The 13,778-nt window shown below is 56.1% G+C and carries 14 protein-coding genes and 1 riboswitch; of the genes, 7 read left to right on the top strand and 7 right to left on the bottom strand.

Annotated elements, in window-relative coordinates; genetic code table 11:
- Positions 1–53 precede the first annotated feature (53 nt).
- The 3 genes from FLT43_RS16060 to FLT43_RS16050 are packed head-to-tail and all read right to left on the bottom strand — an operon-like array spanning position 54 to position 3,174.
- Positions 54–1,400 (bottom strand): ABC transporter substrate-binding protein, encoded by a 1,347-nt coding sequence (locus FLT43_RS16060; RefSeq protein WP_087440410.1) that lies wholly within the window; start codon positions 1,398–1,400, stop codon positions 54–56.
- Between the two features lie 33 nt (positions 1,401–1,433).
- On the bottom strand, positions 1,434–2,282 hold the full coding sequence (locus FLT43_RS16055; protein WP_087440411.1) for a carbohydrate ABC transporter permease: 849 nt from the start codon (positions 2,280–2,282) through the stop codon (positions 1,434–1,436).
- A 10-nt stretch (positions 2,283–2,292) separates the two neighbouring features.
- The gene (locus FLT43_RS16050) at positions 2,293–3,174 is read right to left on the bottom strand and encodes a carbohydrate ABC transporter permease (protein ID WP_087440412.1); all 882 of its coding nucleotides are present in this window, start codon (positions 3,172–3,174) and stop codon (positions 2,293–2,295) included.
- 496 nt (positions 3,175–3,670) lie between these two features.
- Between FLT43_RS16050 and FLT43_RS16045 the strand changes: the two genes are divergently transcribed.
- Positions 3,671–4,687: a LacI family DNA-binding transcriptional regulator gene (locus tag FLT43_RS16045; protein ID WP_087440413.1), complete on the top strand. Its 1,017-nt coding sequence runs from the start codon at positions 3,671–3,673 to the stop codon at positions 4,685–4,687.
- A gap of 84 nt (positions 4,688–4,771) precedes the next feature.
- Here FLT43_RS16045 and FLT43_RS16040 read toward each other — a convergent pair whose 3' ends face one another.
- Genes FLT43_RS16040 through FLT43_RS16025 form a run of 4 tightly spaced genes read right to left on the bottom strand, consistent with a single transcriptional unit; the run spans position 4,772 to position 8,598 of the window.
- Entirely contained in the window at positions 4,772–5,560 is a 789-nt protein-coding gene (locus FLT43_RS16040) for an energy-coupling factor transporter transmembrane component T family protein (RefSeq protein ID WP_087440414.1), read from the bottom strand.
- The gene (locus FLT43_RS16035) at positions 5,526–7,400 is read right to left on the bottom strand and encodes an ABC transporter ATP-binding protein (RefSeq protein WP_244194010.1); all 1,875 of its coding nucleotides are present in this window, start codon (positions 7,398–7,400) and stop codon (positions 5,526–5,528) included. Before FLT43_RS16035 ends, FLT43_RS16040 begins: the two co-directional genes overlap by 35 nt.
- Positions 7,397–7,969 (bottom strand): ECF transporter S component, encoded by a 573-nt coding sequence (locus tag FLT43_RS16030; protein WP_087440415.1) that lies wholly within the window; start codon positions 7,967–7,969, stop codon positions 7,397–7,399. Before FLT43_RS16030 ends, FLT43_RS16035 begins: the two co-directional genes overlap by 4 nt.
- Before the next feature lie 32 nt (positions 7,970–8,001).
- Positions 8,002–8,598, bottom strand: coding sequence for a YkoF family thiamine/hydroxymethylpyrimidine-binding protein (locus tag FLT43_RS16025; protein ID WP_087440416.1), 597 nt, complete (start codon positions 8,596–8,598; stop codon positions 8,002–8,004).
- Between the two features lie 128 nt (positions 8,599–8,726).
- A riboswitch (TPP riboswitch) is annotated at positions 8,727–8,834 on the bottom strand.
- A 173-nt stretch (positions 8,835–9,007) separates the two neighbouring features.
- On the opposite strand from FLT43_RS16025, the gene FLT43_RS30520 reads away from it, so the two are divergent.
- From FLT43_RS30520 to FLT43_RS16005, 6 genes are all read left to right on the top strand, one after another.
- Complete coding sequence (locus FLT43_RS30520) at positions 9,008–10,837, top strand: protein kinase domain-containing protein (RefSeq protein WP_087440417.1); 1,830 nt, start codon at positions 9,008–9,010, stop codon at positions 10,835–10,837.
- Between the two features lie 89 nt (positions 10,838–10,926).
- Positions 10,927–11,037, top strand: coding sequence for a hypothetical protein (locus tag FLT43_RS30665; RefSeq protein ID WP_326051479.1), 111 nt, complete (start codon positions 10,927–10,929; stop codon positions 11,035–11,037).
- A 28-nt stretch (positions 11,038–11,065) separates the two neighbouring features.
- Positions 11,066–11,236 carry a hypothetical protein gene (locus FLT43_RS29380; protein ID WP_164776682.1) on the top strand — a complete coding sequence of 57 codons (171 nt, stop codon included), beginning with the start codon at positions 11,066–11,068 and terminating at the stop codon, positions 11,234–11,236.
- Between the two features lie 31 nt (positions 11,237–11,267).
- Entirely contained in the window at positions 11,268–11,894 is a 627-nt protein-coding gene (locus FLT43_RS16015; RefSeq protein WP_087440418.1) for a GNAT family N-acetyltransferase, read from the top strand.
- A 129-nt stretch (positions 11,895–12,023) separates the two neighbouring features.
- Positions 12,024–12,719: a response regulator transcription factor gene (locus FLT43_RS16010; protein WP_087440471.1), complete on the top strand. Its 696-nt coding sequence runs from the start codon at positions 12,024–12,026 to the stop codon at positions 12,717–12,719.
- A gap of 1 nt (position 12,720) precedes the next feature.
- Positions 12,721–13,662 carry a sensor histidine kinase gene (locus FLT43_RS16005; protein ID WP_087440419.1) on the top strand — a complete coding sequence of 314 codons (942 nt, stop codon included), beginning with the start codon at positions 12,721–12,723 and terminating at the stop codon, positions 13,660–13,662.
- The last annotated feature ends 116 nt before the right edge of the window (positions 13,663–13,778 follow it).

The raw sequence follows: 13,778 nt of genomic DNA, 5'->3' as shown, positions 1-13,778 counted from the left end.
TTCCAGTGGAATCCACGCATTCTTAGGCTTCTTCAGGCAGCCTTGCAACCTGTCTATTGTATGTTTCTCTTCGCGAAAACCTCTTTTTGCGCATTGGACCAATCCTGGTTCATGCGGTTCACAATGTCATCGAAGGAGGTAAAGCCTTCTTGAGAACGTCCAAGGGCCGTATCGATGATGCGGCGTCCGAATTTCTCGTCATACAGACCAACTTCAGACTGAGACAGAATTTCTTCGACCAGACCTTCTTCGCCTTGTATGGAAGGCAGCTCTACCATGAACTCCACATTATTCTTTTCCATATCATTGAGGGATTCCGGAACCTTGCCTCCGACGACTCCAGGCACGTTGCCTTGCGCTTCGGCATAGCCTGACTCGGTAATGAAAAATTCCACAAACGCCTTCGCGGTTGCTTTGTTTTTGCTGTTGACATTCACAGCCATGCCATAGCCGGCGTTCAGCATAGCTTTGTGGTCGGCATTCGGGAATGGCATAAAGCCTACATCATCCGGATTATCCGCCAAGGAACGTGCATTCGACAGTGCCCAGGAACCGAGCGCCATGCTGCCGATCTGTCCATTGGCAATCATCTGCAATGATTTATCGAAGTCAGAAGTGGTTGGATCCGCTTCGATCAGACCTTCCTTGGTCAGATCGTATAACACATGATACAGAATATAGTTCGGCTTCCCGGCTGCAAAAGGCTCTGGATCATGCGGGAGCGTCTGGTTGCGATAAGCAGAATCATTGGCGATGACTGCCTCGTTCCCTTTCCATTGGGACAGCGGCCAGCCCGCATTGTAATTGCTGTAGTACGGAATCGCAGAAGTTTTTTCCTTGATTGCTCTCATATCGGCCATGAACTCATCCACCGTAGTAGGCCATTCCGTAATTCCGGCCTGCTCGAATACTTTTTTGTTGTACATGATTCCGCTTACGTCGCCGGATACCGGAAGCATATATACTTGTCCGTCATAAGCGCCGCGTTCGGCGAAGGTATACTTTTGCTTCATGTCCTCTACCGTGCCCAGCGGCTCATAGAACTGAGCGAACTTGTCCGCGCTCAAGTTCGGATTATAGAGGACATCGCCATAGTTTTTCGTCGACATTCGCGTTCTCATATTATTGTCGTAATCTTGCACGGCTTCGAATCTAACGGAGTTGACTTCGGGATATTTCTCCTTAAATCGTTTCTCGTAATCTTTGAATAACGTATCAATGGAGCCCGCGTCATTGGTAATGACCACGATGTCACCGCTAATCGAGGATTTGCTTGTGTTGGCGTCCGCGTTTTTGCTCGAGGAGCATCCAGCGATTGAGAATCCTGCCAGCAGTATGGATAGAGCGAGAATCATAGTTTTTTTCATAACCTTGGCAATGACGGCATCAGGTTGCGGCATACCGCCATTACGCTCACCATCCCTTCCTTATTTTTATTTAACTGAACCCGCTGTTAACCCGTTGTAAATGTACTTTTGCAGGGTAAGAAACACGATTAACATCGGGAACATAACGACAATGATGCCGGCCAGAATGATCTCCCAGGACGAGGCATACGGCCCTTTGAAGTTGAACAAAGACGTCGAGATCGTTGCCAGGTCAGCGCTTGGCATATACAAGAACGCGGTGTAGAAATCGTTATAAATGGTGGTGCCGCTAATAATGATGATGGTTACGATAGCCGGCTTGAGCAAAGGCAATATGATTTTGAAAAACACGCGGAAATAGGAAGCGCCTTCAATCAATGCGGCCTCGTCCAAATCTTTGGAGATGCTGTCGATAAACTGCATAAAGATATAAATCGCCATAATATCCGTTCCGATATACAGCAGGATGGGCGCCATCAGCGTATTGAATGCTCCCAGCTGGTTAATGACTTGAAACACGGTCACCTGCATCGTGACTCCCGGTACGAGTGCGGCAAACAAAAACATATTTTGCAGTATTTTTTTGCCTCGGAACTGAAACCTCGAAAACACATAGGCGATCGTCGTTCCCGATAGAATCGAGCCTGTCAAGGAAATGACCATAATAATGGCCGTATTGATAAAGCCGGTTAACAGCTTCCCTTCTACAAAGACCGCTTTATAATTGTCGAAGTTAAGAAAGCTGGCCGGCGGCGCCAGTGGATTCGAATCATAAAATTCGGCGTGGGTCTTAAAGGAACCGAAAAAAACGACGACGATCGGCAACAAAATAATCAAACAAGAAATAATCATCACTGAATACTTCATGACATTGACGGCAAGCTCACGACCTGTTTTTGTCCGTGTATTTTGCATGTTGATCCTCCTACTTCTCCTCTTTCAAGATAAATTTTTGCACCACGGTCATGATGATGATGATGATGAACAGAATCATCGCCATAGAGGAGGCTAACCCGACTTTGTTGTAGTTAAACCCGGTTTTTATCGTCTGGATGACGAATGTCATGCTGCCATTGGCCCCGTTCGTCATAATAAACGGAATTTCAAACACGCTTAAGGCGCCTTTGACAGACAATATAATCTGGATGGTCAACACTGGCTTGATCGAAGGAATAATGATCGATTTGAACACTTGCCACCCATTCGCGCCATCGACATTTGCCGCCTCGTATACGCTATTGTCAATGGACTGCATCGCGCCCAGATACAGGACGATCGCGAACCCAAGTCCTTTCCACATCGATACAAACACCATGGATGGGTTAATCAGGTTCGGATTCCCCAGCCACTGCTGGATCCAACTGTTCAAGCCGAGCAGCGACAGGAACGAATCAAGCACCCCGTCCGGCTGAAAGAAAAACAGAAAGATCATGGCGACGGCTACACCGTTAATCAAATAAGGAAAGAACAGAACGCCTTTGAAAAAATTAGAGAACTTGAGCTTGAAATTTAAAATGGTAGCAATGAATAACGAGAGAAACAAATTGAGCACGGAGCCTGCAATATAATAGAGACTGACTTTGAATACGGAAAAATATTGAGGGTCGTTCAGCACGCGAACATAGTTATCCAGACCGACAAATTCCTTGACGTTGCTGATGCCATCCCAGCTTGTGAAGCTGTACCAGACCATATTCAGCATGGGCCAATACGTAAAGGTCAATAGAAACACGATTGGAAAAACCGTAAAGCCAAGTATCAATATTTTTTTCTGCCGCAAGTACCCATTTTTTGCAAGGGCTTTCATAAAATATCCTCCTTTAAGGTTAGCGATCATTCTCCGAAGAAATAGGTTGACCAATATATGGATTTACTTGTTTGGCATAAAGTTGTTTTTAAGTAATATATGTTTATAAAATTAGTATTATTTAAGTAATAATTATCGAAAACGCTTAAAAAATCAAACAAAAGGCGTTTTATGTTTATTTTTGTCTATGTAATTTCAAGTACTAGCTTATTACTAAGGTTAAACGTTGTCAATAATTAAGTAAAAACAGTTTAAAAAATGTTAATGATAAGGTATGATAGATGAGGAAAGAGTCCATAGCTATAAACGGTTTCAATCCGGAAGTGGTTGCTCTTACTTTATTTTTAATTTGTTTTTCATAAAAAAGGTAGGAGTTGTTACCCGGAAGCAGAAGGTTATTAAAGTAATTTATGGATTCAAAATCGCCTCATATATGGTAAAATACATTCCATGAACAGGAACGAATTCAAATCAGAGAAAGGAATTTCCGCTAATTATGAAGAAAAATGTAACCATGTCTGATATCGCACAACAGTTAAAGGTCAGTACTGTAACTGTGTCCAAAGCGCTTAGCGGAAAAGAGGGCGTAAGTGAGGAGACGCGGCAGAAAATCATGAAAACCGCTGCCGAAATGGGCTATAGTGGGAAATCCGCCGCCAACCCGAATCGAGTGATCGGAGTTGTCGTATCGGAACGCTACATGTGTATTAAAAACTCTTTTTACTGGGATATGTACCAATGTCTTGTGCAGGGCTTGTCCGACATCGGCTGTACTGCACTTCTTGAGGTCGTAACCAAGGTGTCCGAGTCGAATCCGAGTATGCCGAATCTGTTGCAGAACCAGCAGATGGGCGGCTTAGTCGTCTTGGGGAGTTTCCCCAAAGGCTACCTGGATCAGCTCGTGTCCACCTCGCTTCCGTTAGTCTTCCTTGATTTTTATGACTGGCGCTATGATGTGGACGCGATTATTTCCGATAATCTCTACTGCTCGCATCGGCTTACTAACTATTTAATTCAATGCGGCCATAAGAATATAGGGTATGTTGGAAACATATATGCTCTAGGCAATATTCTTGACCGTTATCTTGGTTATTACAAAGCCATGACCGAAAATCGTCTGGACATTCGCAAGGAATGGATTTTGGATGACCGGGATATAGAGGACCGGCTGTTCACCGACTTTGTTCTTCCAGATGAACTTCCTACCGCTTTTGTATGCGACTGCGATGAGACGGCGTATAATTTTATCTCGTTTTTGAGCAAACATCATATTTCCGTGCCGGAGGATATCTCCATCGTCGGATTCGATAATTACATTTATGCCACACAGACGAATCCAAGCTTGACAACGATCGCGGTTGATATCCGGCGTATGGCGGAGGAAACGATTCGAGGACTCCAATACAAGATGGAAAATCCGGCTTCCCGCATCGGAATCAAAGTCGTACCCGGGAATTTGATTGTCCGCGACTCCGTGCAATCACTCTCGACCCCGGAAACATCGCATCACTGATACATCCCCTTCTTGGATAGACTCGCCGCCGGATAAGCGAAGGAGATACGGGGCGGCATCCCGTATCTCAACTCATGTCGGCGGCTACAGTTCCCCCCGGTACAGCCGGACCGAGTCCATGTGCCAGGACAGCAGATAGCATCCGCAGATGCCGCCAATGAGCAGCAGCAGGAGCAGCCAATCCTTCCAGGACACCCGAAGTTGCACGTAATAGGGGCGCTCCCGCTTGCCGGTGAAGCCTTTGGACAGCATGGCGACGGCGACGCGCTCTGACTTGCGGATGGCGGAGGCGAGCAGCGGGATGGCATACCGCTTCATGGCGCGCAGCCGGCCCCGCCAGCCGCGCTCCCGTTCGATGCCGCGCATGCGGTGCGCATGCTGCAGAATCCGCAGCTCCTCCCGGAAGAAAGGGAGGAAGCGGTAGCCTGCGAGGATGCCGTACGCCCATTGCGGGGACAATCTGCACTGCTGCATCAGACTCAGCATGAAGCGGACGGGGTCCGTCGTCAGGATGAAGAGCAGCGACAGCGCCGAGAAGATGAGCACCCGCAGCCCGAGCGACAGCGCTTGATGAAGCACTGCCGCCGTTACCGAGAAGGATCCCCACTCCCATACCACGTCAGAAGATCCGTCCGCCCCCGCGCGGGGAAGCAATATCGCCGTCCATACGTACCCGGCACTCATGATCAGGAACGGCGCGAAGCCGAGCAGCCATTTCTTCCAGGACACGCGGCCAAGTACGAACGTCATCCCTGTGGTCCAGATCAGCGCCAGCAGCGGCGTAATCGGATCTAGGGTCAGAGACAACAAAATAACGGACATGATGACCGCCAAACCCTTAATGCTCGGATTCCAATCCTGCAAACGCAGCATGCTTCTCCCTCCTGCTCGCGATAAGTTCGGCCAGCCTGCCAGCGGCCGCGCAGCGGAGCGGCGGCAGCAGCTGGCAGTCCGCCGCCAGCTCCGCATGCTCCGACCACAGCGTGGCGGGCGGGCCGTCATAGACGGCGCGGCCGTCCCGGAGGACGATGATCCGGTCTGCATACGCGCAGGCCAGCTCCATATCATGCGTAATCATGATGACCGCATCCCCCCGCCGGATCCGTTCCCCGAGCATGCCCATCAGCTCGCGGGTCGTGCCGGCGTCCTGACCGTAGGTCGGTTCGTCCAGAATGAGCAGCCTCTGCTCATCAGTCAGTGCCGAAGCGACGCTCAGCCGCCGCTTCTGGCCCTGGCTGAGCGAGAACGGGCTCGCCTGCGCGGCATTCTCCAGCCGCAGGCGGCATAGCGCATCCTGAACCGCCCGCTCGACCACGGCCGGCGCGATGCCCTGCTGGCGCAGCCCGAAGGCAAGCTCATCGGCGACGGTATCGGTAATGAATTGATGCTCCGGATTTTGGAAGACGTAGCCGATCCAGGTCCGGAGCTCCTTCTCCGCATAGTCGCCGAGAGGTTGTCCCTGCAGCCGGACCGTTCCGGCTTCCGGCTCGTTCAGCCCGGACAGCAGCGAGGCGAACGTCGATTTGCCCGCCCCGTTCGGCCCGGCGATGGCGACCCATTCTCCCGCGCGCAGCGTCAGGGAGATGCCGTCCGCCACCGGGCGGCCGCCGCGCCGGAAGTGCAGGCCATCCGCTTCCAGCAGAGGGCCGGGCTCGGGAGCGCCTCCGGCCCGGACCCCGCCTGCTCTGCCTCCGGCCTGGTCTCCGCCCGTTCCGCCGCCAGACTGGTCTCCGGCAGGCCTGCAGCCGGCCGGCGAAGGCGCGGTCAGCGCCTGCAGCGCGCTGGCCTGGCCCGCTTCGCTCCACCGGGCCAGCTCGGCGGCAAGGTCCTGCTCCGTCAGGACCGCCGCCTGTGCCAGCGGCTCCCCGCCCGGCACAAGCCGCCGCAGCTCGCGGTACAGCCGGAGCGGGCCCGGCTGCCAGATGCCGGCCGCTTCCGGCACCGCGCCGGCATAATACGCGGCGGGCGGCCCGTCGTAAGCGATGGCGCCGGCGGCGTCCATCACGAGCAGCCGGTCCGCCTGGCCGATCCACTCATCGAGCTGATGCTCGATGACGAGCACGGCCAGACCGCGCGCCCGGGCGAGCTCGCGAACGAGCGCCGCGAATTGCCGCCGGGCCGCCGGGTCAAGATTCGACGTCGGCTCGTCGAGCACGAGCAGGCGCGTCTCCATCGCGATCGCGCAGGCGAGCGCCAGCCGCTGCTTCATGCCGCCGGACAGCTCGTGAATCGGCGCCTTGCGCCAGGCGCCGAGGTCCACCGCGGCCAACGCCCCGCTGATGCGCCCGTCCATCTCCTCCCGCGGGCAGCCGAGGTTCTCCAGGCAGAAGGCGATCTCCTCCTCGACCCGCAGCAGGCAGAATTGGCTCTCGAAGTCCTGGAACACGATGCCGGCCGCCCAAGGGGCGTCGCCCGCAGCCCGCTCGGCGACCGGCTTCCCGTACACGAGCACCCGGCCCCGCACCTCGCTGTCGATCGCGTGCGGATACAGCCCGGCCAGGCAGAGGGCAAGCGAGCTTTTGCCGCAGCCGCTCGGCCCGAGCAGCAGCGCCGTCTCTCCGTCGCCGATGCGGACGTCGAGGCCGGACAGGATCGGGTCCGCGCCCGCCTCGAAGGCGAGCGTCAGCCCCTCGGCTTCGATCGCCGCCACGCGCTCATCCATGTGCTCATCCACGCGGCTTCCATTCATGCAGCTCCCATTCACGCAGCTCATGCGGCGCGGGTGCCTTCCTTCGCGATCGGATAGCTGCGCAGCACGCCGGTCCGCTTCAGCGACTGCGCGATCCCGTGGCCGAGCAGCCCCGCGATGAGCGCCCCGCTGACGCAGCGGACGGCCAGCATCGAGATGACGAGGCCGGTGGAGTAGGCCCCGAAGCCGCTGCGGAAGTAGCCCCACGCGAAGCTGAACAGGGCCGCCCCGACCCCTGCCAGCATCAGCGTCTTCAGGCTGTAGCTGCGGTAGCGGGTGGCGGCGAAGGCCGCTTCGGCCCCCAGCCCTTGAATGAGGGCGGACACGATCAGGATCGGCCCGACGGCGTTGCCGATCAGCACCTCGACGACGCCGGCCACCGTCTCCGAGATGACGGCGGCGCCCGGCTTGCGCAGAATCGTGGCGGCGATGATCGACACGATGAACCAGATGCCGAAGATGACCTCATAGCCCATCGGCCCCATGAAGCCGACCAGGACATTGCCTACCTGGAAGAATATCAAATACACAACGGCAAAGACGACAGACAACGAGCTGAGCATGACGATATCTTTTAATTTCCACTGTTGCATCGGTATATGGCTCTCCCTTCCGCTTCCCGCGTTCATGACTTCCGGCTCGGACTGTGCGCCGCAATATTCGCCGTCAGCACAATATGAGTGCTGTCGCTTGTCCGCGCCTGCTCGAAGGCGTGCTCCAGCGTCGCGAACACGTCATGCGCGTCGCCCTGCAGCCCGCTTGCATAATGAACCCCCTTGGTGAAGGTGCCCTCCTCCCGGGCAAGGCCGATAATGTCATAGATGGTATCCATATAATCCGGCGTGCCGAGCGGGTAGAGCGAGAACTGCGCATCGGTCTGGACGGCGATGAGGCGGGAGCGCTCTTCATTCAGGCGATGGTCGTCCTCCGTCATGTAATAATCGGCTTCGCTGTCGCCGGGGCATCCGATCGAGAAGGTGGCATTCAGTACGGTATGGACGCCGGACTTAGCGCAGTGGAGAAAAATCGATTTCACCACATCGAACACATGCTCCGCCTTGCCGCGGACGCAGGTGCTCACCTCATCTGTCTTCGACCATACTTTGGACAGGTCCGTTGCCTCCAGGGCGCCGAGAATCAGCTCCACGAACCGATCGCTCATCGGATAGAGCGAGAATCGGCAGCCGGCGATCTGGCCGGTGCCGCACATTGTTTTTTTCATTGCGAATTCCTCCCGTATCTGCGAATGATCGTAAAAACAGCAAAAAACCGCACCTCCGGGAAGTGCGGTTCGCCATACGGAAGAACGGCTGCCAGGAAGGAAAGCCCCCTTCGGCGAGCGCGAATCATCGTAATCTACCTACACTTCCCCACGCTAGTATTATCTAGTTCGGGTCATAAGGGTTAACAGCGATCCGCTGTCTCTCAGCCTGCGAGCAAGCACCCCTAGTGTTCACGGATATGCGGTTGGGATTGCCTCTTTTACGCTTCCCATTATACCGGGACCGTCCTGAATGTAAAGACTCTTTTCGAGAAAACTGCTTTTTCATCGTTCCTCCGGGCGATCTTTCGCTATAATGAAAAGAAGAAATTGAATTCGCTTGGAATCGAGAGAATACGAGGGAATCTCCATGAATGCAATGACGAACGGCCTGACCCTTCCCGGTTATGAAGTGGATAAAATTATATATGAAGACCCTTACCTGTACGTCTGTTATGCCTATGCGGCGAAGCGGGGGCACCCCGCCCTGCTCAAGGTGGTCAAGGAAGGCAGCCGCACCATTATCGAGAACGCGAAGCTGCTGCATGAATATGAAGGCACCGCTCGCGTGCCTGTCGACGGGATCCTGCGGCCGGTGACAGTCGTGCCGCATGGCCACGCCCTGATTCTGGAGTATGAGCCGGTGAACGGGGTAACCTTGCGGAGCTACTTCGAGATGCAACCCGTATCGTGCAACGAGTTCCTGGAGCTGGGCATCGGCATGTGCCGGATGATCGAGGCGCTTCACCAGCAGCAGGTGCTCCATCTCAATCTCAAGCCCGATACGATCCTCGTGCAGATGGTGACGAAGCGAATCTATGTGACCGGCTTCGGGTACGCTTTGTTCTTGCAGCAGGGCGAGCGACAGCCGATGAAGCGCCCTCTGCTGGAGGGCAATCCGATCTATCTGTCCCCGGAGCAGACCGGGCGCATGAACTGCGACCTCGGCCCGTATTCGGATCTGTACTCCCTGGGCGTGACCTGGTATGAGCTGCTGGCAGGAGAGCTGCCGTTCGAGGCGGACAACGCGCTTGCCTGGTCGCATGCGCATATGGCGCGGCGCCCCGTGCCGTTAACCGAACGGAGGCCGGAACTGCCGCCAGAGCTGGCGGAGATCGTGATGAGGTTGCTGGAGAAGGACCCGGAAGCGCGCTATCCCGATGCGCGCATGCTGCGCGTCGCGTTGGAGGAATGCCTGGAGGGGCGGCGGAACAGCCGTGCATCGGAGCTGCCGGAGGGAACATTGCGGGATCAGGCCGCGCCGGCGCGGCAGTTATCGGTGACGGCGCTCTACCCTGTCGACCCGGGGCCGGGGCGCATCCTGCCTCACCCTGCGCTGGGCCAGGCCGGTGACGCTCCGTTATTCGGCTTGACCGGACCGTTGGCGGGGGACGATAGCGGCGGCTATCCGCAGACTCTGGATCTGGCGGCGGTCGTCCAGTCATCCCACTGCTTCGCGGAGGGCTGGGAGGGACGGGGACTGGCGGAGAAGCTGCTCGCCACGATTGTGATGCAGGCTGGAGCGGGGCAGGGGTATCTCATCGTCCTGCGGCAGGGCGAGCCTTACGTGGAAGCGTCGATCGATTCGGACAACGGCGTGATGAGCGGCTGTGGCGACTTCCGGCCCTGTCCGCTGAGCGCGTGCGGCGATCTGTCGCAGGAGCTTATCCAGACTGCGCTTCAATCGGGCGAGCCGATGCTGCTGCGCACCGAGAACGAGAGGCACTCCGGCGGGCCGGATCAGCCTGGGCCGGCGACACGCCCGCCCGAAGCGGCGGAAGGCTGCCCGGCCTCGGTGCTGGTGCTGCCGCTTCGGATGCACGACCAGGTGCGGGGCTGCTTGTATCTGGTGAATGGACGGACGGGGCACGCCTTCGTCCCGGGACGCCTGGGAACGCTGCACACGTTGGCTTGCCAACTGCTGTATGTGGCCGAAGCCCAGGCTAGAAGGCTGCCGCCGTCCAGGGAGGAGCTGCAGCGGCTGGCGAAGGTGGAGGAACTGACCGCCCGCGAGCGGGAAGTGCTGAACCTTCTGGCCCGCGGCCTCTCGAACAAGGAGATTGCCGAAGAACTGCTGGTGTCGGCCGAGACGGTGAAGGCTCATATCAAAAACTTGTTCAAGAAACTGGGCGTCGATCGCCGCATGAAGGCCGTCTCCGTCGCGAAGACGCTCGGCTGGCTGGATGAGCGGACGCCATAATCTTACCCAATCCCCCTGTCGGGGAATTGCCCGGAAGGTTGCCGCAGGGTAACGTGATGAGGTGATAAGCCGAAAGGGGAATGGGGACCATGATGATGTTCTCTCTGATCGCAGGCTGCATGTGGAAGCGAACGGGATCGCTATGGGCGCCGGTGCTGTTCTATACCGCCAACAATTTATTTATCCAGATCGGACTGTAAGGGCCGGCCGTCAGGAAATCCTGGCGGCTTGTTGCTTGTTCCGGCACGCGTCACCGCCTGCGGTTGGGCAAATCCGTTCGAGCCGCACCGGCAACAATTGACTCATCCGGTCCGGCGCAGTACGATGGCAGGAGAAGCTTCGGCGCCGCCAGCCGGCGAAGGAGCGATATTCGAAGATTCGGGGTGGAACTATTTGTAGTGCCAAGCTGTTGCTCTTGGAACGCAAGCATATGGAAGCCGCGGCGGCGGTCATGGCCCAAGGCTTCAAGGAAGACGGGTTGTATGTGCATTTGCTGCCCGATCCGTCTATCCGTGTCGAAGTGTTGAAGCTGTTTTTCCGCAATTATATCGAATTGCTGTATGATTACGGCGGCTTGTACGCGACATCGGATAAAATGGAGGCCGTAGCGCTCATCTTCCGTCCGGAGCGGATGGGAACCTCTTGGGCTTCCCGCGCGAGCTACGCATGGGGCGTTGCCCGGGCTGTCGCGAAGTCGTTAGGCATGTGCCGCTACATCAGTCCCGCCCGCTTCCTGCGCGGCTTGTCGGGCTTGCGCAGCATGAGCTCGGCCTGGCTGGCCTCATTGGGCGACCAGCCTTATCTGCATCTCGATATGCTCGTGGTGCAGCCGCAATACCGGGGGCAGGGCTGGGTGCGGAAGATGATGTCCCCGCTGCTGGCCGAATGCCGCGGACGGGGAATCGCCTGTACCCTGGAGACGCAAAATCCGCGCAATGTCGGGCTGTACGAACATTACGGCTTCACGGTCGTGGATACGATCCGGCTGCGGAACAGCGAGTTGAAGCAGTATTGCATGGTCTGTCTGCCAGACGGCGCCGGAAGGCCGGAACGGTAAGCTGCGATTCCGGTTCCGCATGATGCGGGCAAGATGCCCTGCTGAGATGAATTTCCCATCAAGCATTCGGCAGCCATGCCGCAGCACAAGCCGTAACGCAACACAACAGTGAAGGTGTGAGGATAGATGATGAAGCAGCATATTTTGCTGATTGAAGACGATCCCGGCATCGTGGAGATGGTGGGCAATCATTTGACGAAGGAAGGGTTCGCCGTCACGGCGGCGGGCAACGGGGAAGAGGGCCTGACCCTCTTCGGCCAGCGTTCCTATGATGTCGTCATCGTGGATCTGATGATGCCGAAGCTCGACGGCTACGAAGTGATCAAGCGGATACGCGAGCGAAGCTCGGTTCCGATTCTGATCATGTCGGCGAAGGACGGCGACGTGGACAAAGCGTTGGGGCTTGGCTTCGGCGCCGATGATTACGTGGCCAAGCCGTTCTCCTTGATTGAGCTGTCAGCCCGGGTGAAGGCCTCCATCCGGCGTGCCACCGAATATGCGCGGCTGGCCGAACCCGAGGAGCGCGTTATCACTTCCGGCCCGCTCAGCCTGTATGTAGACGGCTACCGCGCCACCAAGCAGGAGCGGGAGATTAAGCTGACCTCGACCGAGTTCGAGCTGCTGAAGCTGTTCATGACGAATCCGAACCGGGTATTTACGAAGGCCCAGATCTACGGCTTTGTCTGGGGTGACGACTATTTGGGCGACGAGAATGTCATTAATGTCCATATCCGCCGATTGCGGGAGAAGATCGAAGACGATCCTTCCCATCCCGTCTATATTACGACCCTATGGGGCATCGGCTACAAGTGGGAAGGGAAGTAAGATGATCATCCATCTCGTGTACGGCGCGCTAATTGCCATTCTGCTCCTTCTTCTCTTGCTGCAGTGGCGGGCACGGCGGGTCCGAAGCGCCAAGCTCGCTTATATTCATTCGAAGCTGCACCTCATATTGACCGAACCGACACGCGAGAAGCTGCTCGTGGTGACGAGCGATCCCGAGCTGCGGCCGATCCTGATTGAGATCAACCGCCTGTTGAGCGAGAATCAGAAAGTAACAGCCCAATACAACCGCACGGAGCAGTCGATTCGCCGGATGCTGTCGAACATTTCCCATGATCTGAAGACGCCGCTAACGGTCATCCTCGGTTATATCGAGACGCTGAGCCTGGATCCCGATATGCCTGCGGAAGAGCGTCAGCGCTTATTGGAACGGGTAAATGAGAAGCTGCACGATGTGCTGAAGTTGATTCGCACCTTCTTCGATCTGGCGAAGCTGGAGTCGGGAGACAAGGAGCTGCCGCTGACCCGGCTGGATATCAATGAGGCATGCCGGAAGAGCATGCTTCAGTTCTATGATACGCTGACTTCGCGAGGCTTCGAGGTGGATATCGCGATCCCGGAAAAGCCGATGTACGCGCACGCGAACGAAGAGGCGCTGGAGCGCATTCTAAACAATCTCATTTCGAACGCCATCCATCATGGCGGCGACGGCCAGGCGATCGGCATCCAGACCCGCGAGGAGGAAGGCTTTATTTTGATCGATGTGTGGGACAGGGGCAAAGGCATTCAGGAGCTGCATCGCGATCGGGTATTTGAACGGATGTATACGATGGAGGATTCACGGAACAAATCATTCGAAGGCAGCGGGCTCGGCCTGACGATTACGAAGCGGCTCGTGGAGCATATGGGCGGCGCCATTCATCTGGACAGCAAGCCGTATGCGAAGACCGTCTTCACGATTCGGCTGCGTGCCCTCGCCTATTGATTTCCGCCTGCGGATAGACCGGAACGGCTGTCTGCGGGCTATGTGCCGTTTCTTAAGAAACTCGTAAGAATCAGGAAAGAAAAAAGAGAATTTCAAATTATACGATGGAAGCATAA

The organism is Paenibacillus thiaminolyticus (genome assembly GCF_007066085.1).
Lineage (GTDB): Bacteria > Bacillota > Bacilli > Paenibacillales > Paenibacillaceae > Paenibacillus_B > Paenibacillus_B thiaminolyticus.
Note: the sequence above shows the minus strand (reverse complement) of the source record. Positions and strands in the feature narration are given on the sequence as shown.